General features: G+C 44.9%; 24 protein-coding genes and 1 pseudogene. 15 read left to right on the forward strand and 10 right to left on the reverse strand.

The features are described from left to right. Window positions 1–110: 110 nt before the first annotated feature. The 3 genes from VJ374_RS06455 (at window position 111) to VJ374_RS06465 (ending at window position 3167) form a co-directional block, all read left to right on the forward strand. Window positions 111–1256, forward strand: a complete 1146-nt coding sequence (locus VJ374_RS06455) for a THUMP domain-containing class I SAM-dependent RNA methyltransferase (protein ID WP_214729810.1) — start codon at window positions 111–113, stop codon at window positions 1254–1256. Window positions 1257–1734: 478 nt separating this feature from the next. Further along, window positions 1735–2517 carry a hypothetical protein gene (locus tag VJ374_RS06460; RefSeq protein ID WP_329470640.1) on the forward strand — a complete coding sequence of 261 codons (783 nt, stop codon included), beginning with the start codon at window positions 1735–1737 and terminating at the stop codon, window positions 2515–2517. Window positions 2518–2657: 140 nt separating this feature from the next. Next, the gene (locus VJ374_RS06465; protein WP_251140289.1) at window positions 2658–3167 is read left to right on the forward strand and encodes a hypothetical protein; all 510 of its coding nucleotides are present in this window, start codon (window positions 2658–2660) and stop codon (window positions 3165–3167) included. Between the two features lie 290 nt (window positions 3168–3457). Here the strand turns inward: VJ374_RS06465 and VJ374_RS06470 are convergent. Together VJ374_RS06470 and VJ374_RS06475 are read right to left on the reverse strand one after the other, a co-directional pair. Further along, window positions 3458–3574, reverse strand: a pseudogene (locus VJ374_RS06470) (excalibur calcium-binding domain-containing protein); the annotation flags it as partial. A gap of 8 nt (window positions 3575–3582) precedes the next feature. Next, a complete protein-coding gene (locus VJ374_RS06475) occupies window positions 3583–4254 on the reverse strand; it encodes a hypothetical protein (RefSeq protein ID WP_329470645.1) in 672 nt (223 codons plus the stop codon). Window positions 4255–4438: 184 nt separating this feature from the next. Here VJ374_RS06475 and VJ374_RS06480 point away from each other — a divergent pair, with 184 nt between their 5' ends. The 4 genes from VJ374_RS06480 to VJ374_RS06495 all read left to right on the forward strand — a co-directional run bounded on the left by VJ374_RS06480 (window position 4439) and on the right by VJ374_RS06495 (window position 5828). Further along, entirely contained in the window at window positions 4439–4699 is a 261-nt protein-coding gene (locus tag VJ374_RS06480) for a hypothetical protein (RefSeq protein WP_329470647.1), read from the forward strand. Window positions 4700–4771: 72 nt separating this feature from the next. Beyond that, on the forward strand, window positions 4772–5248 hold the full coding sequence (locus VJ374_RS06485; RefSeq protein ID WP_329470649.1) for a glutathione peroxidase: 477 nt from the start codon (window positions 4772–4774) through the stop codon (window positions 5246–5248). A 113-nt stretch (window positions 5249–5361) separates the two neighbouring features. Further along, entirely contained in the window at window positions 5362–5538 is a 177-nt protein-coding gene (locus VJ374_RS06490; protein ID WP_329470650.1) for a GNAT family protein, read from the forward strand. Then, complete coding sequence (locus VJ374_RS06495; protein WP_329470651.1) at window positions 5523–5828, forward strand: GNAT family N-acetyltransferase; 306 nt, start codon at window positions 5523–5525, stop codon at window positions 5826–5828. Before VJ374_RS06490 ends, VJ374_RS06495 begins: the two co-directional genes overlap by 16 nt. An 82-nt stretch (window positions 5829–5910) precedes the next feature. On the opposite strand, the gene VJ374_RS06500 is transcribed toward VJ374_RS06495, so the two are convergent. Next, window positions 5911–6372: a hypothetical protein gene (locus tag VJ374_RS06500; RefSeq protein WP_329470653.1), complete on the reverse strand. Its 462-nt coding sequence runs from the start codon at window positions 6370–6372 to the stop codon at window positions 5911–5913. Between the two features lie 3 nt (window positions 6373–6375). Continuing rightward, window positions 6376–7287 carry an EamA family transporter gene (locus VJ374_RS06505; RefSeq protein ID WP_329470655.1) on the reverse strand — a complete coding sequence of 304 codons (912 nt, stop codon included), beginning with the start codon at window positions 7285–7287 and terminating at the stop codon, window positions 6376–6378. A 154-nt stretch (window positions 7288–7441) separates the two neighbouring features. On the opposite strand from VJ374_RS06505, the gene VJ374_RS06510 reads away from it, so the two are divergent. The 7 genes from VJ374_RS06510 to VJ374_RS06540 all read left to right on the forward strand — a co-directional run bounded on the left by VJ374_RS06510 (window position 7442) and on the right by VJ374_RS06540 (window position 13896). After that, complete coding sequence (locus VJ374_RS06510) at window positions 7442–8395, forward strand: SMI1/KNR4 family protein (RefSeq protein WP_329470657.1); 954 nt, start codon at window positions 7442–7444, stop codon at window positions 8393–8395. A 36-nt stretch (window positions 8396–8431) separates the two neighbouring features. Then, window positions 8432–8860, forward strand: coding sequence for a BsuPI-related putative proteinase inhibitor (locus VJ374_RS06515; protein WP_312452679.1), 429 nt, complete (start codon window positions 8432–8434; stop codon window positions 8858–8860). 444 nt (window positions 8861–9304) lie between these two features. Beyond that, window positions 9305–10198, forward strand: coding sequence for an N-acetylmuramic acid 6-phosphate etherase (gene murQ / locus VJ374_RS06520; RefSeq protein ID WP_329470658.1), 894 nt, complete (start codon window positions 9305–9307; stop codon window positions 10196–10198). A 12-nt stretch (window positions 10199–10210) separates the two neighbouring features. After that, the gene (locus tag VJ374_RS06525) at window positions 10211–11584 is read left to right on the forward strand and encodes a PTS transporter subunit EIIC (protein WP_308101342.1); all 1374 of its coding nucleotides are present in this window, start codon (window positions 10211–10213) and stop codon (window positions 11582–11584) included. An 82-nt stretch (window positions 11585–11666) separates the two neighbouring features. Continuing rightward, window positions 11667–12713: a DUF871 domain-containing protein gene (locus VJ374_RS06530; RefSeq protein ID WP_329470659.1), complete on the forward strand. Its 1047-nt coding sequence runs from the start codon at window positions 11667–11669 to the stop codon at window positions 12711–12713. After that, on the forward strand, window positions 12710–13237 hold the full coding sequence (locus VJ374_RS06535; protein ID WP_329470661.1) for a general stress protein: 528 nt from the start codon (window positions 12710–12712) through the stop codon (window positions 13235–13237). Before VJ374_RS06530 ends, VJ374_RS06535 begins: the two co-directional genes overlap by 4 nt. 101 nt (window positions 13238–13338) lie before the next feature. Beyond that, on the forward strand, window positions 13339–13896 hold the full coding sequence (locus tag VJ374_RS06540; RefSeq protein WP_329470662.1) for a DUF1349 domain-containing protein: 558 nt from the start codon (window positions 13339–13341) through the stop codon (window positions 13894–13896). 71 nt (window positions 13897–13967) lie between these two features. On the opposite strand, the gene VJ374_RS06545 is transcribed toward VJ374_RS06540, so the two are convergent. Further along, window positions 13968–15074: a citrate synthase/methylcitrate synthase gene (locus VJ374_RS06545; RefSeq protein WP_329470663.1), complete on the reverse strand. Its 1107-nt coding sequence runs from the start codon at window positions 15072–15074 to the stop codon at window positions 13968–13970. A 179-nt stretch (window positions 15075–15253) separates the two neighbouring features. Here VJ374_RS06545 and VJ374_RS06550 point away from each other — a divergent pair, with 179 nt between their 5' ends. Next, window positions 15254–15520: a hypothetical protein gene (locus VJ374_RS06550; protein ID WP_329470664.1), complete on the forward strand. Its 267-nt coding sequence runs from the start codon at window positions 15254–15256 to the stop codon at window positions 15518–15520. Window positions 15521–15573: 53 nt separating this feature from the next. Here VJ374_RS06550 and VJ374_RS06555 read toward each other — a convergent pair whose 3' ends face one another. The 5 genes from VJ374_RS06555 to VJ374_RS06575 all read right to left on the reverse strand — a co-directional run bounded on the left by VJ374_RS06555 (window position 15574) and on the right by VJ374_RS06575 (window position 20005). Further along, window positions 15574–16353 (reverse strand): HAD family hydrolase, encoded by a 780-nt coding sequence (locus VJ374_RS06555; protein ID WP_329470666.1) that lies wholly within the window; start codon window positions 16351–16353, stop codon window positions 15574–15576. 124 nt (window positions 16354–16477) lie between these two features. After that, window positions 16478–17173, reverse strand: coding sequence for a dihydropteridine reductase (locus VJ374_RS06560; protein ID WP_329470668.1), 696 nt, complete (start codon window positions 17171–17173; stop codon window positions 16478–16480). Window positions 17174–17199: 26 nt separating this feature from the next. Next, window positions 17200–17952, reverse strand: a complete 753-nt coding sequence (locus VJ374_RS06565) for an iron ABC transporter ATP-binding protein (protein ID WP_056060813.1) — start codon at window positions 17950–17952, stop codon at window positions 17200–17202. After that, a complete protein-coding gene (locus VJ374_RS06570) occupies window positions 17949–19013 on the reverse strand; it encodes an iron chelate uptake ABC transporter family permease subunit (RefSeq protein WP_329470671.1) in 1065 nt (354 codons plus the stop codon). Before VJ374_RS06570 ends, VJ374_RS06565 begins: the two co-directional genes overlap by 4 nt. After that, complete coding sequence (locus VJ374_RS06575; RefSeq protein WP_329470672.1) at window positions 19010–20005, reverse strand: ABC transporter permease; 996 nt, start codon at window positions 20003–20005, stop codon at window positions 19010–19012. The genes VJ374_RS06570 and VJ374_RS06575 overlap by 4 nt, the downstream gene beginning before the upstream one ends. Window positions 20006–20024: the final 19 nt, after the last annotated feature.

Raw genomic sequence — 20024 nt, forward strand, 5'->3', positions numbered from 1 at the left:
CACATAGGCTGTTATTTTTAAGTTGAACGAGAGTCCAGGTCCACCCTGGGCTCTTTTTTTATTGCAATGAAACGATACTGTGGAAGAAACGATAAAGGAGTGAACGCGATATGGCAAAACGCTTAGTCATCGCGACAGCGGCGATGGGAATCGAAGCGCTCGTCGCAAAAGAAGTCCGTGCGTTAGGATACGAGTGTACGGTCGAAGACGGAAAGGTCTACATCGATTGTGAGATGGAGGACATTCCCCGTTTGAACATGTGGCTCCGGACAGCGGACCGGATCAAACTTGTCGTTGCTGAGTTCCGCGCAACAACATTCGAAAAATTGTTCGATCAAGTCAAGGCACTACCGTGGCACGAATTGATGCCGTGGGATGCGAACTTCATCGTCAACGGTCGTTCGGTCAAATCGAAGCTGTTCTCGATCCGTGACTGTCAAAAGATCACTGAGAAAGCGATCGTCTCGCACATGCAAGAGCAGTACAACAAAGGAACGGAATGGTTACCGAAGACAGGTGCGAGCTATCCGATCGAAGTCGCTTTGTTAAAGGATATCGCAACATTAACGATCGATACGTCAGGCGACGCATTACACAAACGTGGCTACCGTGAATTCCACTCAGCAGCTCCACTGAAAGAGACGATGGCAGCAGCGATGCTGATGCTGACGAACTGGAAGCCGGACATGCCGCTCTACGACGTCTTTACCGGTTCAGGCACCCTGGCAATCGAAGCGGCGATGATCGGGCGTAATATCGCACCAGGCATCAACCGGGAGTTCGTCTCGCAGGAATGGAAATGCATTCCGAAGAAGGCGTGGTTCGATGCGATCAACGAAGCGAACGACAAAGCGGAGTGGGACAAACCACTGAAAATTTACGCAAGCGATGTCGATCCAGAGATGGTCAAGCTTGCGAAAACAAACGCAGAACTCGCAGACGTCCGCGATGCGATCAACGTCATGCAACGTGACGCGGCAGACTTCAAACCGAAGGAAGACTTTGGTGTCATCATCGGAAACCCGCCATACGGAGAACGTCTCGAAGACGCGCGTGAAGTCCATCAACTGTACCGCAAGATCGGAACGGCATATAAAGAATTCCCATACTATAGTGTCTACATGATCACGTCGTATGTCGAGTTCGAAAAAGCCTACGGACGTCCAGCAACGAAACGCCGGAAGCTGTACAACGGGAACATCGAAGTTCAGTTCTATCAATATTATGGTTTGCGTCGGAAACGTCCGCAGGCTTAATCGATTCATAATGGCCAATTAAATTTTTAAGGTACAAAATAGTGAATAAGATATTACTAAATCTAGATTTTTCAAAACCACTCATTAGAGTGGTTTTTTTGTTCTGTTGGACTTATAAATTATTTCATAGTGATTGAATATTAACTTCTACACTAATATACTATAAAAATTTTAGTAAACTAGTTCACACAAAAGACAAAAAAATAAATTCTAAAAAATACCAATTTTAAAACGCTCGATAATTTATATGCTAAGATCTTTTTAAAGAAATATTCAACATTTTATTTGAATAATAAGGACTGCAACGCCTTATATTTCATATCAGTTAAATGATCAGTAGAAAGTATAAAAACATTATTTTTTGCATTTGATTTTCTATATATAAACTTACATAAAAGTGATTGAATAGTGATTTTTATCATTAAAAATTCAACTGAAGAATGAATTGACATCACTAAGAAAAGTGCTAATAATGTGATTGTATAAAAAATATACTTTTTTTGGACATAAATTACACGCAAAGGGAGTTTTCATTATGATTTTAAAAAAACCATTAATTACTAGTTTGTTAATAGGGGGCCTTATTTCATCAGTATCAGTTCCTGTGTTTGCAGAAAACAATACATCGACAATAAACGATGTTACGAATTCACAGAATGAAGGATTAATTGACATAAACAGTTCAGATCAAGATACAGTGGTAAGTGATGTGTTAACATTCAATCAAGTAGTGGAACAGATATCTGATGAGCAAGGGATTTCCGAAACTCAAGCTGCAAGAGCAATTATCTCGAATACACAAAATCCAATGGTTAAAAATTCATCAAATGCTATTACAAAAGGTTTAGTAGGGACTATGGCAACATCGCAAGCAGTTGCTGCGACGTCAGCTACTTATCGAACAATTAACACGAGATTTACTGTCACTAGTACATACAAACCATCACTCAATTTTTATTGCCAAACAAATGAGGGTGGCACTAGTTTTAGAGCAATAAAAAAAATACTAAACGTGTCTATGAATAGAGCGCATCTTGGAACTGGAAGATCTAAACAATTCGGTGGGGATGTATATACGAAGTTAGAGGACGCAAATCGAATTTATTGGATTGTTAATGGTGACTTTTTCGACAATGGATCAACTACTGGAGGTGGCTCTGTAAATCTTGGGATTGATAAAGCGGCTTCGATAGAGTTTAATGCATCACGTACATCGAATCATTATAAGTATATTTATAAAACAGGCTATACTCGTTTTTGAAATGTTGATATATTAATTTTCGAATTAATTAAAACCTACTGTATTTATTCTAAGGTGAAGTAATTAACTGCTTGTATTTTTTATTTTGCTAATTGAAATGAAAGGATTTTCTAATGAAAAATATATATCTATACTCTCTTATGACTGCACTTGCACTATCAGGATGTAGTACAGAAACCTCAAAAGAAGAAAATGCATCTTTAAATAATGGTGCTTACTTAAAGATAGGTATAGTTGGAGAAAAACCTCATATTCAAAAAGAAAATATTAAGTTTGAAGCTTTATCGTTGGAACAGTTGAAAGATACAAAAAAAGTTTCTTCTAACTTTGATGCTGTATTCATTACAAAAGGTAATTTGAAAAAGGCAGATGACGAAAAATATGTAACTGTTTATGATAATCTCAAAATACCGATTTTCTTCCTTCAAACTACAAAAGGGTTTTTGCCATTTGTAACTGAAGGACTGTCTTACAAAGAAGCTAGTGAATTGAATCATTCCTATGCATCAGGCTATCTAAAAGAAAAGAAAAGTTCATATCGTTATTGGGAGTATGGTTTGAATGATGATGTAGTAAACGAGAAGAATATCAATAACGTTTACTCTCGAATTTTTAAGACAGTTGAAGACGTTAAAAGAGAAAAAAGCTAATATCATTCATATACTTTCTAGACATAAGCACCTATTCTTTATAGGTGCTTATGTCTGTTATTTGAATTTCACCTTTTTGGTAATTATTATTATATTTTTAAAATATACAATATCTATTACATAGAAAGTGATCTTTTTAATGAGAAGAATATACATAAAAAGAACAACTCGTGATTAAATCTACGAATTGTCCTTTTTTCGATATCATTAAGCCTAACGGAATTAAAGGAACAATGATTCAAAAGAAGGTAAAAATAATCCAAGAGCCAACATGATAAAGTTAGAACGAATTAATTACGTTCACATGCAAAATTGTCTTTATCACGATCCATTTTAGCTTGATAGGCAGGATGTGTTTTAGAGACACCATCTGGATATTTTTTATTTAGTTCAGTACAATTTGAAAAGTTTGTTTTTACAGTTTTAGTAGCTTTCTTTCTGTTCTGTTCGCTTCAGCTTGAGCCTTTTCCTGAGCGATTTTTTTCTTTTTGTCTGCTTCAGCTTGAGCCTTTTCCTGAGCGCGCTTCTTCTTAGCAGTTTCTTCGTCACTAGACAATGTATTCTTTTTGATTTTTTCGCTGGACACTGATTGAGCAATGGACTTCTTATTTTCATTTTTGTTGTCTATGTCATCAGTAGCTAGAGCGATAAAAATAATAAAAAGTGCAAACAAATAGAACAGAGAAGCAACCGCCATTTTCCATATTTTTTTACTCCGATAGCCTGGTATTTTACGAAATAATGATTTTCGAAGCTGATGAATTTTTCTTTTTTGCTCTAGTAAAGCAACAATGCTTTCTCCATCGGGATTACCGATAAAAATCGTAAAAATGACTTTTGAAGCACCTTGGTACGTGTTATCTTTTTTCCGTGATCGTAAATACAGTTCCTCTGGGACATCCATCCATGATAGATGATGTAATAAATCTATTTTTGAATGACGTTTCACATAAAAATACAATCCGTCTGATTCATTCACTACTACATAATAAGAATCACCATAAGTTTCTTTTTGGTAGCGACCATGTGTAACATAGCTGTTTGGATGTAAATTTTTAAGTGTTTGAATTACCTCATTCGTATCCATCGATTTCAGCCCCTTCTTGTTTTTCTTCATCATATAACAAAAGGTAATAAATGTGTTTAAAATATAAAAAATAAACAGAAAATTTGAAATATTGAACGTAATATAAAAAATATAATTAATTAAACGATGGTCCTCTACATGTGTACAATAAAAAGAAGGAAATTATGAATTGCTGAAACCTTTAATGGATAAATTAGGTAAAAATAAGGGAGATGATGTCATGGCACGTTGCACGAATTGTCAATACAAGTTCAATACAAAAGAACTACTCGCTGTAAGCGTTACGATACACGGTAAAGGCAAACCATGTCCGAACTGTGGCGTGAAGCAATACATTTCAAAAGACTCGCAACATTACTTATCGCTCGGATATGTTAGTCTCTTGTTCGTCTTGATTCTCCCGTTCGTCATTAAACTGAGCGATCGGGAAAGCTCTGTCTGGTAACGTATCTGCAAGCCGCTAAAAACGACATCGATTTCGCCATGTCGTATACTGACAGCAAAGGAGATGACAGAGATGAAAACGTTATATGAAATCGATGTGCAAAACGCAAAAGGGGAGACGGTGTCGCTAAAGGACTACGCGGGGCGTGTTCTCGTGATCGTCAATACTGCGAGCAAATGCGGGCTCGTCAAACAACTTGGCGAACTGCAGGCGCTTTATGATAAATATGAGGAACAAGGAGTCACAGTGCTCGGCTTCCCATGCGATCAATTCAATCAGCAGGAGTTCGACAGTCAGGAAGAAACGATGGAATTCTGTCAGCTGAATTACGGCGTGACGTTTCCGATGTTTCAAAAGATCGACGTCAATGGATCAAATGAGCATCCGCTCTATACGTTCTTGAAGAAAGAACAGTCCGGCTTGCTGTCGTCGAAGATCAAATGGAACTACACGAAGTTCCTCGTCGACCGGAAGGGACAGGTCGTCAAGCGCTTCAGTCCAGTCGACTCTGTCCATTCGGTTGAGAAAAACTTAACCTTATATCTATAATCATAGTAAACGTCCAGCGCGAGTCGTTGGACGTTTACGAATGAATGCGAGAGGTACATATGAAAATCAATTCTGTCTCAATCAGAAAGATGCAACATACTGATTATAAAATCATGTCTCAATGGTTAAGTACAAAAGAAGTGTTGGAGTTCTATGGAGATGTGAATGCACCATTTACGTTGCAACAAGTGATAGATAAATACGAACCAAGAGTAAATGGAGAGATAGCTGTCGTTCCCTACATCGTAGAGTTAGATGATGAACCTATTGGTTTATGCAACGTTATTTAATAAATGACGAACAAAAAGAGACATTGGGATATCCTGTGAATTTTATCATATTTGGAATAGACCAGTTTATTGGTTATCCTGAACTTTTTAATAAGGGTGTTGGAACGAGAATGATAAAGTTATTCATTGAAGATATTGCTCGAGACAAGGAAGTAAATCGAATTATTTTAGATCCCGCCGTAGCAAATCTTAGAGCAATTAGAGCTTATGAAAAATGCGGGTTTCAGAAAGTGAAAAAAATCAATGAAGATACATGCTGGATGATGGAATATACGATTGACCGTTCATAATGTGTGCCTATAAATTTGCACAGAAAAGATCCATGAAACGATTGTCCGTTTCGTGGATCTTTTGCGTATGAAATGTTTCGGGTCATTCAGCGATGAACGAATCAAATGAATACGTGACGATTGCATCGCTGCGTTTATGTCCGAGGTCGGTCAGAACTGGTGGACGGGGAGACAAGACATGAAAATCCTGCTCGAATGCGCGGAGCCAGTAATGGACCCAGTCTTTTGCAGGATCGAGTCCCATCAGTTCACGCGCAAACGTCAGTAGCTTTGAATCGGTCAGCGTCAGGAGTGGAATCGGATTGATCTCGACGTCTTCTTTTAATTCATAGAGGTCCGGTGAACGTAGCAGAATCGCATCCGCCTCGAAGGTCAATCGGAAGTAATTGCAACTGTAGTCACCAACGATGACCATCGTCTCCTCCGTATGCCCACGGAAATGAAATATCAATCTGTTACCATTTGCGACATCCATCAAGAACTGATCGAGTCCGATGTTGTAATCCTCGCGAAATTGTAGTTTTTCAAGCGTGATTTCTTGCATGATTTAGCCTCCTGTCCGAGTTTGTCGTTCTTCTATCAAAACGGTTTGGCGCGTTGCTAGGCGAGACGAACTGATTAATAAGACGATACCGAGTAACAATAACGAGATCCCGAACCAAGCCGTGCCACTTAACTGTTCGCCGAGGACGAACACACCGAGCAAGGCAGCCGTCAATGGTTCACCGAGCGAGAGAGTGACGGCAGTCGACGACGGTACGTTCGATAGCCCTTTTGCGAATAACCAGTAAGCAAGCCCGGTTGCAACGACGCCGAGATGGAGGCTGATTCCGGCTCCTCGTGGCGTGACTAACCACGAGAGATCAAATAAGAAGAGCAGAGGTGATAGCAGCAAGGCGCTCGTCGTAAAGATGACGGCAACGACCGACAGCGGCGCATGGGTCTTGACAAGATCACGACTGACGAACGTATACCCGGCAAACGATAGTCCGGCACCAAGTGCAAGAACGATCCCAATTGGATCAATCGCGACCGTCCCTTGATTGTTCAGAAGCAACAGACAACCGGTGATCGATAATCCGGTTGAAGCCCACCACAGCAACGCCGGACGTTTTTTTAAGAACAGCCACTCGATGCATCCGGAGAAGATTGGTGCGCTACCAATCGCGACGACGGTACCGACAGCGACACCTGTCATTAAAACAGCCGAGAAGAACAAGGGCTGGTAAGCTGCCATGCTGACGGCAGCAAGTAAAATCGTCCGCAGTGGCCAGTCACGCAATGTCAGCTTTCCTTTTAGGAAGACGAGACAGAGCAAGAACAGTCCGCCGACAGCAAGACGTACAGCACCAATTGCAATCGGGTGTGCATCTTCTGGCGCAAAGGCTTGTGAGGTCCCCGTCGTACCCCAAAAGATCGCAGCGAGTAATATGAGTAACATCGATGATGATTTAGACATGAGTCACCTCTTCGAATGCAATTTTTTAATGATATTAGAACGAGAATACCACAGAAAGAGTAGAGTGGAATACACCAAATAATTGAAAAAATGGTATGGTGTATAAGGTGAAGTCGTATCATTCACGAATGCGAAAACGAAAAGGATGGGACCCATGAAAGAAATGAACCAAATCGAAGCGATACTTGACGTCTTATCACAAAAAATCAATCACGGATCGACCTTTATTCAACGGCGATACGACACTGGAGTCGCACAATTCAATCTGAATGATCCGGTGACGGAACAGGCGATTCAGTCGTTTGAAAAACAGTTCAAGCTAACGTTACCAAGTGAATATAAGACATTCCTTCGTTTACATGACGGAGCGGAGTTGTTCATGATTCAAGGTCTTGGCATCGAACTCTATCCGCTTGAAAAAGTCATTGAAATGACGATCCAGGCTAAAGAGGACGACCTGATCCATGAAGACTACGATCATTTCTTGATGATTGGCGAAATGAACGAAGGATACGTCTTGATCCATACGGAAGATGCGAAGACGGAGGAGACGCCGTATATGCACTGGATGTTTCATGAGTTGTCGACAGAGGAAACTGACCCGATCGGACAGAACTTCGGCACGTTTCTTGAATATGCGATCATTGCGCAAGGGGATATGTTCTGGGAGTTCAAGGACTTCTCGATTGCAACAGATGCTTATTATGTAGAGGACTACAATTCCGAAGAGGAAGTGAGCAAACCTCGACCGATTCGCTTCGTCGACTCGGTTCGCGTTGAAATCGAGTACCCGATTGCGAAGAAGAATGCTTATTTCTCGGTTAAGATTTTCGAAGGGAAACAAGATAAAGAAAGTCTCGGCGCTAGCTACGACTCGGATGCGCGCTTTGAAAAAGTGATGCAATCGGTTCGAGAATATTTAATGGCAGAGCGATTCCAGTATTCGTCGATCAAGGTCTTTCAAACGGAACATCGATTTTGGCAAAACGAGGACGAGACGGGTGATCCTTTGATTCGCAACCACAATCCACAACGGCAAGGAATGAGCTTCGACGGATACCGTGCCTTCGTCGAGGAGCCACCGCGTCCACTTCCAGGATGGGAGTAACTCAGCAATTTCTTTATACAGAATGGAGTTTTATAGATGAAAAAATGGTTGTTGATCCCTATGATTCTTTGTTTGACCGGTTGTATGATCCAACCGCAAAGTGGAAGTGAGACGAATGAGACATCCTTCAAAGGGACTACGAAAGAGGGACTCGTCTTTGAATACAAATTGACGAACACAGGAGACCATGCATTTGATGTCGTAGCTCGCTCTGGGCATTTGTTGAATGTCATCGTTCGTGAGAGCAAATCAAGGACTGTCGTCTTCGATTCAAGAAAGCAACAGAGTAAAACAAGCCAACAAAAGAAACGCGTCAAAGCATCAGAAACCGTCGTTCTCAAACAAACGGTACAAGGCGGTACGATCGAGCCGGGTACATATGATATCGAATATCTCGTTGAGGAGAAAGAAAAGAATAGCGACAGTTCTAGTTCAGTAGAGGATATGGAAGAGAAATTAAAATGATTTACGCCTCTGGTGAACGACTTCTTCAATAAATATCTTAGAGCCTCATACAGGTTCCGGTACGAATGATGCTATTAGTAACATGAGATGTAAAAAGTGGTTTCATAGGAAGCTGATTTTTGTCCTTTAGGCAACTAACGGGTGAAAATCAGCTTTTTGTTTATTAATGATACTATGCGACGCTGCTCTATCAACTGACGATTGATCAACCCTAGGTCCACGAATCCCATTGATCCTTGAAACGATCGGTCGCGACCAAGTCTGTTCCTTACTCGATTTTTCAAAAGAGATGGTCAGCGAAGCCCGCAGGAAATCTGCTGATCCATCCTGAAAAAGAAGAAAAGAACTTTATTATTGTATATAGAAATTTAATTTCAAAATTAAATAAAAAATATTGAATTAAAATTTCTTAATTGTATAATAAAGGGAGGGATAACAGAAAGGGTGAAGCAGATGTTAGATCAGTTAGCAACGGAACGTCGAAATGAGCGCACGATGCATCTCGACGATATGTCGGTCGAAGATGTGTTGCGCGTGATGAATGCCGAGGATCAGACGGTCGCAACGGTCATTCAAACGCAGGTACCAGTCATTGCTGAAGTTGTCAAACACGTCATTACGTCATTTAATGCCGGAGGACGCTTGATTTACATCGGTGCTGGTACGAGCGGGCGGCTCGGGATTCTTGATGCAGCAGAATGTGTACCGACGTTCGGGGTCTCACCAGATATGGTCGTCGGTTTGATCGCTGGTGGCGAACGCGCGTTGATTAAAGCCGTTGAGGGAGCTGAGGATAGTCGAACACTTGCCGTCGATGATTTGAAAGCGCTCCAGTTAGAAGCACGTGATACAGTCATCGGGATCGCAGCAAGCGGACGGACGCCGTATGTCATCGGTGGGCTTGATTACGCGAAGGAAGTTGGAGCGGTGACGGCAGCGATCTCTTGTAACACGAATGCGGTCATCAGTCGGCACGCGCGTTATGCGATCGAAGTCGAAACAGGTCCGGAAGTCTTGACGGGGTCAACACGATTAAAGGCTGGAACGGCGCAAAAGCTCGTCTTGAACATGATTTCGACGGCGGCGATGATCGGTGTTGGCAAGGTCTATCAAAACCTGATGGTCGACGTCCAGTCAACGAACGAAAAACTCGAGATCCGGGCGAAGCGGATGATCAGTGAGGCGACAGGAGTCGATGCCGTAACGGCGGAACGGATCTTCCATGAAGCGCACGGACACGTTAAGACGGCGATCGTCATGATTCTCGCAAACATTCCGTACACGGAAGCCGTCGAACGATTACAGCAAGCGAACGGATTCGTCCGAGACGCACTCTAAGGGGGAAACACGATGAAGAAGGAAGAAGTGCTGGCACAAGCGATCCTCGAGCACGTTGGTGGAAAAGACAATCTCCGGCAGCTTGCGCACTGCATGACGCGGGTTCGCTTATCGTTAAAGGACCCGACGCAAGCAAATATCGATGCGTTAAAACGGATTGATGGGGTCATGGGGGTCATCGATGACGAAACGTTACAAATCGTCGTCGGTCCGGGAACAGTCAATCGGGTAGCCGACCATTTAAGTCGCGAGACGGGACTCGCGATTGGGGAAGAGTCCGTGGATCCGAATTTGACACCAGAAGAACGAGCAGCGGTCGAGCGGCAAAAAGTGAAAGCGAAACAACAGTCACCGTTCAAGCGCTTCTTACGCCGGATCGGGAATATCTTCATCCCGCTCATTCCGGGGCTTGTCGCTTCCGGTATCATCAACGGGGGAGCCAACTTCGCGAAGAACGCGGGTGTCGATGCAACACAGACCTGGATGCAAATATTATTATTGATCGGTGGGACGGTCTTTGCATATCTCGCGATCCTTGTCGGTTGGAATACGGCGAAGGAGTTCGGCGGAACACCGGTGCTCGGGGCGATTGCCGGTGGGATTCTATTCAATCCGGTACTTGCGGACATCACGATTTACGGGGAACCGCTTGTTCCAGGCAGGGGTGGCTTGTTTGGGGTCATCTTTGCCGCGTGGTTAATGACGTATCTTGAGAAACACATCCGTCGTTTCATGTTCGCATCGATCGACATCATCTTCACGCCACTGTTGACGGTGCTGATCGTCGGATTCGCCTCGCTGTATGCGATCATGCCGGTGGCTGGACTGTTGTCAGACGGCATCATGAAAGCAATCAATGCCGTACTTGAGGTCGGTGGACCACTTGCTGGGGCAGTACTTGCCGGCTTCTTCCTACCACTCGTCATGGTCGGTCTCCATCACGGACTAACGCCAATCCACCTTGAATTCTTGAATACGATCGGCAACACGCCACTCTTACCGATTCTTGCGATGGCAGGAGCAGGTCAAGTCGGGGCAGCGATGGCGATCTTCGTCAAAACGCGTAACCCGCGTTTGCGTAACATCATCAAGGGTGCGATTCCAGTTGGTTTCCTTGGAATCGGTGAACCGTTGTTATACGGGGTCACGTTGCCACTTGGTCGACCGTTCGTAACGGCATGTCTCGGGGCAGCGGTCGGTGGTGCCTTCCAAGCGACGATGAAGACTACAGCACTTGGTGTCGGCGTATCCGGTTTATCGTTAACACCGTTGATCGATAACGGAATGTACTTGACGTATATCGGTGGTCTCGTCATCTCATACGTCGCAGGCTTCCTGTTCACGTACTGGTTCGGTTTCAAAGAAGAGATGGCAGACGGTATTTAAAGTAATGAAAAGCAGTTGAATCCTTCGAAAAAGAAGGAATCAGCTGCTTTTTCCCTAAGTAGAGAAGTGAAGGAGTGAGTCGATGAAAGGATTATCGATCTATTTAAATGAACCAATCACGGATGAGACGAATGAGTGGTTGCAGCGGATGCGCACCGTCGGCTTTACGTCGCTCTTTACATCGCTTCATATCCCTGAGGATGATTCCTCACTGTACGTCGAACGCTTGCAAGCGCTCGGTCGTGTAGCAAAGACACTCGGGTATGAGCTCGTAGCGGACATCGCACCAGCGTCACTTGCGACGCTCGGAAAGACGTGGGAGACGGCAGCGACGCTAACGGACTGGGGTGTCACCGGACTGCGGCTTGATTACGGCATCAGTCCGCGACAAATCGCGACATTATCGAACCAGATGATGGTCGCACTCAATGCCAGTACCTTAACGGCAGACGAATTAACTGAGATGAAGGCACATGGTCTGCAACTCGAACGTACGGAAGCGTGGCATAACTTTTATCCGCGACCGGAAACCGGACTCGACCGGACGTGGTTTGACGAAAAAAATGCCTGGTTGCAGGCGCAAGGATTACGCGTCCAAGCATTCATACCGGGCGACGGAACACTTCGCGGACCGTTATTCGAGACGTTACCGACACTTGAAGACCATCGGGGAGTGGCACCGTTCGCAAGTTATCTGGACTTAAAGCCGACCGTCGACCGAATCCTTGTCGGCGATCCACGGTTGACGGAAGCGACGATTCGGCAATTTGAAGCAGAGCAAGACGGAGTCATCGTACTTCGGGCATTCGCGAACGGACGACAAGAACAACGGGATACGGAAACGAATCGATTTGATCCGGCGCGGGATGTCATTCGATCCGTTGAATCGCGCATGAGTCCGTCGACGATTGATCTAACACCGCAAGATCAGTCTGCCCGCCCGCTTGGCACAATCACGATTGATAATGAACGCTACGGGCGATACGCCGGTGAGGTGCAAATCACGAAGTGCGATCTTTCGGCAGATGAACGGATTAATGTCCTTGGACGCGTGATTGCAGAAGATCGTCCTTTGATTGCGTTACTTGGTCCAGGAAGTAAATTCCGGATTGACTGGGTGGCGCCATGAGGCAGATCGTTGCCGAGCGCTTCGCCTATCTATACCGAGGGGAATTGTTCACGGTCATCACGATTTTACCACTCAGCTGGTTTGGTAATCGTGTCTTTCCGCAACTTCAATTATTTGAACTCAGTGCATTTTGGATGTCACTGTTTTTGTTCGAACTGTTGTTGATTCAGGGTGCTTGGTATTGGTATAGCAAGTGGAGACGTCTGAAGAAAGAAGGAACGTCAATTACCCGAGAACCGGTCGTCCGACGATTACGCCACTGTCGTGTCATCAATATTATTCTAATCGTTCTGACGACGTGCACGTTCGGAAGCGACTGGATTCGTTTTCAATCTGAGCTTCCGGTGTATGGATTACGAATCACCTTGTTTTTATATATTTTTGCGATTCTTGAATATATCAATTATTTCCATATCCAACTGATGTACGATAACCGGTCGGATGTGCAATACTTAATACGGAATCGACGTTTGAAACGATCAGCATTGAATAAGGATATGCAACGACTTCGTAAAGTAGTCTAAGGGTTCATAGAAAATAGGAGGGATTGTATGCTCGATATGCTCATTCGTGGCTATCGAAAGTTAAGGAAGTTAAGAGGGCGTTAAGAGGGAGGATACTATCGATGAAGTGGATCAATCGACCGACACGTATCGAACAGGAGACACCGTTACGCTTCATGACGGATCCGGATACGGATTTTTGGCGCAACACACATTATCAGTTTAATCGTCAGACGGGGCATGCGTTGTTGCAGGATGCTCCAAATGGAGAATTCAAATGCCGGATTGAAGTGAAATTAAAACCGAATGCTACATATGATCAAGCGGGGATTTTGCTATATGTGAACGATGACCACTGGGTGAAAGTCTCGGCTGAGTTCATTCCGGATGGTCCATCACATCTCGGTGCCGTCGTGACGAGCTTTGGGTACTCGGACTGGTCGTGTCGGGATGTCGACAACACATTGTTTGATGCGCCGCTTGTCTTTGAACTTCATTATCTCAATCAAGACGTCACGTTGTATCACGTGACGGGAGAGCACAAAGAGCAGCTCAGGATCGCACACTTACATGACGTGACCGATTTGAAGATCGGACCGTACGCCTGTAGCCCGGATGTAGAAGCGGCAGGATGTGAAGTAGAGATATTGAATTTCACATTAGAGAAAGTCGTTGAATAAAACATCAAAAAAGTGGGGCGATGCTATACATCGCTCCACTTTTTTTAAGAAATTGTTAAAAAGAAGGCGGATTAAAACTTAGCCGCTTTTTCTGGCATCGGACCCGTATACAACGATTGTGGTCTAAAGATTCGGTTGTCTCCTGCTTGTTCAAGGATGTGTGCCGTCCAACCGATGATGCGGCTAGATGTGAACGTCGGTGTGAACAGTTCTTTCGGAATATCGAGTCCTTTTAAGACGGCTGCTGCAAAGAACTCGACGTTCGTATAGAGTTTTCTGCCCGGTTTGTACTCTTCGAGTAAATCAATTGCTGTTTGCTCCATTTGTGTAATCAGATTGAACCAATCGCTTTCTTGCGCGAGATCTTTTGAGACGACTTTTAAAGCTTCTGAACGCGGATCACGTGTTTTATAGACGCGGTGACCAAAGCCCATCAGTTTTTCGCCTTTCTCTAACTTGTTCCGGATCCACGGTTCGATGTTGTCGATCGTTCCGATCTCATCAATCATCTCAATGACTTCTGACGGAGCACCACCATGAAGCGGTCCTTTCATGGATCCGATCGCGGCACAGACGCCAGAAATCATTTCCGATTCCGTCGAGACGACGACACGAGAAGCGAACGTTGAAGCATTCATGCCGTGTTCAATCGTTAGGATCAGATACGCCGTCAGTGCTTTGATCTCAACTTCACTCGGCAATTGTCCTTTGATCATATAGATGTAATTCGCGACGTGATCAAGTTCCGGATTCGGTTCGATGAAGTCAGCACCTTGATTTTTTTGATACTTATAGGCGATGATCGTTGGTAAGAGTGCTGTTACGTGCATCGCTTGATCAATTGTCGGTGGCCAAGCGAAAGCGGGTGTACCAAGTGCCGAGATTGCTGTTCGCATCGTACTCATGACATCCATCTCGTTCGGCAATGTATCGAGAATCGTTTTAACGTAAGAAGGAAGTTCGCGATAACTCGTCATCTGTTCTTTGAATGTCAAAAGTTCCGATTCAGTCGGGAATTCACCATTCCAGATGAAATACGCCACTTCTTCGAATGAATAGGATAATGCGAGTTCCTTTGCCCAGTGTCCGCGATAGATAAGGTGACCTAACGTTCCATCGACTAAACCGATTTGTGTTTCAGCGGCAATGACGCCTTCGAGTCCTTTTTTGTATTCCATCTTCAACACTCCTTTTCTAATATCTACTGTCAGTATGACTTACAACGATACCAAATCACCAGTTATTTGAATGCGTTTCCAAAATTATTCTGAGGTGTTCTATAATCAAAGAAGAAATTATAATGGTTTAATAGAAAATTGTATCTACTATGACGTACATAGTTGAAGAAGGAGTACATATGAATAAAGCCATGATTATTCGCTTATTAGGATTTTTCTTTGTATTGAATGTCTTTTTAATGATCGATATTTTCTTTTCAGTGAGCCGAACGATTCTTGAGCCAATGGCATTAGTCGTTGCTTCATTGACCATGTTCATTCCTGTGAAACGGCTCAAGCCACTAGAAGAACAAACGCTGTCGATTTTCAAATCGAGTATCGCTGTCATAATAGGGATGCTCTTGATGAGCGGATTATTCTTACCCATCGTATTCCTCTTTGGATGAGTAACTATTGATAGAGATTTAACTATTGATCCGAAAATTTCACCAGGCGTTATTTAGGAATACGACGTGGAATAGACGTATTTTTGGCTTAGATGTCTGATTTGTTCGGCTATGCGAGATTCTAAAGGACTGGTGGAGTCAATGGTGTGATCTGCGTAAAAACGGAGTGATTTATGGCTTCCGATCATGACCGCATACTGTGCTCCTTTGAATAGCTCGATATCATTCGCGTCATTCCCAAAAGCAATGTACCCCTCGTTCTCGATACCGAGTGTTTGTAAAGCAGTCCGTTTATTGATGGTAGTCGGACTAATGTCCAATACTTGTTCCGATCCATGATAATGAACAACGACATCCATTCGAAGTAGCTCGTTTTCTAAGGCTTTCAGATTGTTGGCACTCAAAATAAGTATTTTTATGATTCGATCATGGTGAGCTAGCGGAACGTTTTGTGCCGTCTTAGCCGGATCTAGATTGTTCAGGATAGGATGGTCTTGCGGTCCGTTATATGTATAATTCCAGTCACTATCGATTAAATATGTGGCTTTATGCTTGTCGAGTAATCCCGTAATAAGGGAAAGCTCACGATCGTCGAATGATTTGGACTGAACGATTGTTTGTTCCGATGCGACCAACGATCCGTTTCCGCCGATTAAGATATGGTCGTGGAATGAAGGATGAATGACGGGTAGCATGTCACGGATAGGACGTGCTGAAGCAAAAATCACACGGTGTCCGTCGTCCTCGACTGCATGAAGCGCCTGTGCGATGTCTTGAGACATCGGTTTTCCTTTAAAACAAATTGTTCCATCGAGATCAAATACAAAATTCATAAGCAACCCTCCGAAAGTCAGTTGATGCACTTATCATAACAAATATTTACAGATAACATACCAATTCTTTATTTTGAGAAAACAAAAAGACTCCAGTCAATGCTGAAGTCTAATCATTGGTACCTTATGCTAAAAACGTATCTCGCTGGTCCTGACGTTTATCAATCATGATTTGTGCTGCCGGAATGTTAGCAGCCTGCAACACGTCAATCGTATCTCGGAGAAATTCATCACTACCAACGATGTAGAACAAACCTTCCTTGTCCGCTGTCATCGCTTTGACAGCATCGTAGTAGGCAGAGCGACTCTCGACATAAGCGTGACCAAACTGCTCATGTGAAGAAAGCTGAGTCTTGAATAGTTCAGTTTGCGTAGAATCAACGTTCAACGAGTGCATGTGCGGAATGCCATTTTTGTCAGTCTGATATTGCAAGATGATCGGGCGAAACGTTGCCAGACCGACGCCTGCTGAGAGTAAGTACACTGTACGATTTTCCCGGCGTAGTGGAATGTTCGAATGCGTCTTAAACAAAGCAATCTTCTCACCCATTTTCAGCTGCTGAAGTGTCTGCTTAAAGACGGAACATTCCGGTTTGATCCGTGTCGTAATCCCAATCGTTCCTTCATGAGGGAGCGTCGAAATCGACATATGCCGGATCAGACTGCGGTTCGGCTTTTCGTCTGCATTAAAACCTTCCAGTGCCATATGCGTGTGTGCGCCTTCCTCCCAAACGAAATCATCCGGGCGTTTCAAATGAAACGTATAGGTATGTTCGCCCTCTTGCGTCACTTGTTCTAGTGGTAGCCAATCGATCTGCATCGTTCATTCCTCATTTCTATTAAGTATCAATATACAGCAATTGGACCATACGGACCTTCGATGATCTCAAGCCGTGTCTCGAAAATCTCGGATAATAGCGCTTCATCCATGACTTCGGCGACCGTTCCGAAGGCAGCAATTTGTCCGTCCTTCATCGCACAGATGTGATCAGCGTATTTCGCAGCAAAATTGATATCGTGCAAGACGGTGATGATCGTCCGTCCAAACGTATCGGCGACGTGTCGCAGGTACCCCATCATCTGGACCGAACGGGCGATATCGAGATTATTGAGGGGTTCGTCGAGTAGAATGTATTCCGTTTCCTGGCAGAGTACCATCGCGACATAGGCCCGTTGTCGCTGTCCGCCCGATAATTCGTCGAGGTAGCGGTTCTCAAGCGACGTCAGCTCGAGAAAATCGATGTATTTCGAGATGATCGTTTCGTCGTCCGCTGTCAGGCGACCTTGTGAGTAGGGAAAACGTCCGAAGCCGACGAGCTGCCGGACCGTCAGCCGGGTCACAAAATGATTTTCCTGCCGCAGGATGGTGATGATCTTTGCTAAGTCTTTCGATTTGCTACTTGTCACGTCCATCCCGGCGACTTCGATCTGTCCGGCATCGAGATCAAGCAAACGACCGATCATCATCAACGTCGTCGACTTGCCAGCGCCGTTTGGACCAATCAAAGCCGTGAAACCGCCTTTTGGAATCGTTAAGTCGATTGGACCGATTCTGACATCGTCTGTATACGATTTTTTAACTTGTTCGAGTGATATCATAGGGACCTCTTTCTAAGCAACACGATAAGGAAAATCAGCCCGCCAAACAGTTCGATGATGACGGAGACGACGCTTGGCGTGTTGAAAATGTGATACATGAAGAAATAGGCAGTCGTTAAAACGAAGAAGCCGATTGCGAATGCCATCGGGAAAACATATTTATGATCGTATGTCGCAGCGACTTGATAACTGAGCGTCGCCACTAAGAAACCAAAGAACGTCAATGGTCCGATCAGAGCCGTCGACATCGACATCAGGAGTGAAATCAAAATCAAGAAGTAGATGACACTGCCGCGATGATTGACACCGAACGATGTCGCGACCTCTTTTCCGAGTGCGACGACGTTGAGTCGTCCGGACGAAAAGTAGAGCAACAGACCAACGACGAGGACGACCGGAATGACGATCGGGAAGTAAGCTGCGTCGGCATTCGTGACCGAACCGAACAGGCGCGCTTGTAAGATGTCGAACTCGGACGGCGCGAGCATCTTTCGCATGAATGACGATAGCGAGTTGAGACCAGTACCGAGAATGATTCCGACGAGTAACATCAATTGCAAGTTCGCGTACTTACCAGACAATAACCAGCCGTATAACAAGAGGCTCATCGCGAGCATGATCGCGACCTGTGTTAAAAAGGCATTCGTGCCGGTAAAGCCAACGAGTGCTCCCGCACCGAAGAAAAAGATCATCGATGTCTGGATCGTCGAGTAAAGGGCATCAAAACCAAGCAGGGACGGTGTGATGATCCGGTTGCTCGTGATCGAATGAAAGGCGACGGTCGCAAGACTTTGGCAAATTGCTGCAATCGCCATCGTGATGACTGCGGTGATTCGGCGTTCGACGACCGGCCAAAAGGATGGAGAATCAACCGGAACCGGATTATTGTAGAGCAAGAGACCAATCGTGCTGAACACTCCGCCGCTAAGGAACAGGATGAGGAGAATCCAGTAGCGGCGCTCGAGTCGTTTCGACTGAAATGCAGACGCCCGGCGATTGGTTTCACGTGTAACGCTCGGTTGATTTCTTGTATGTTCCTGTTGTCTAATCGCGGTACTCATCTAACACCTCCAGTCTTCCGCCGACGTAACAGAATGATGATGAAGACTGCTGCTCCGACCGTTCCGAGAATCAAGGAGACCGGCAGTTCAAACGGGCGGATAATCGTGCGTGAAATCAGATCACTAATTAGAATCGTTGCCATGCCAATCAGACAGACCCACGGCAAATTACTACGAAGATCGTCACCGCGAAACATCGAGACGATGTTCGGAACGATCAAGCCGAGGAAGGGCAAATTGCCAATGACAGTCGCGACGACACCGACGGATAGGGCAATTAGTCCGGTCGCAATCAGCATCAGCCGGTTGTAGTTGACTCCGAGACTCGTCGCGATGTCTTCGCCAAGCCCAACGAGCGTCAAGCGACTCGCAAGGAAGAAGATACAGACCGTGACACCGATGATGATCCAGAGATACTCGTAGCGACCGATCTGAACGGACGCGAACGAACCAACGAACCAGCCTTCGATTGCCTGACTGGCACGGAAGAACAAGCCGAGGAACGTTGAAATCGCAGAGATGACGGCTCCGAGCATCAGACCGATGATTGGGACGATTAATGATGACCGCAGTCGGACCGAACGGAGAAACCAGAAGAAGACCATCGTCCCGATGAATGCAAACACGATGGCACCAGTCATCCGCATCATTAGCGACGGTGCCGGAACGAGTAAGTAAACGGCTAACAGTCCGAGTCCCGCCCATTCGATCGTTCCCGTCGTCGTTGGTTCAACGAGCCGGTTTTGGGTGATCAGTTGCATGACAAGTCCTGCCATCGCCATCGCAGCACCGGTCAGCATCAAGGCAAGTGTTCGCGGAACGCGCGTGATCCAGAACATATCGAAATCGTTCGCGGCACTCCGTAGTTCGTAGACGCCGGTGAAGAGGGACGCCGTTGCGAGCGCTAAGACGAGACATAAGGTCAAGACGAACGGCTTCGTCCAAACGACAGAAAAGGAAGGTCGAGCGGGTGGCTCAACTCTTCCATTCATTTGTTGCTGTGCATGTGCC

This window comes from Exiguobacterium sp. 9-2, from assembly GCF_036287235.1.
Lineage (GTDB): Bacteria > Bacillota > Bacilli > Exiguobacteriales > Exiguobacteriaceae > Exiguobacterium_A.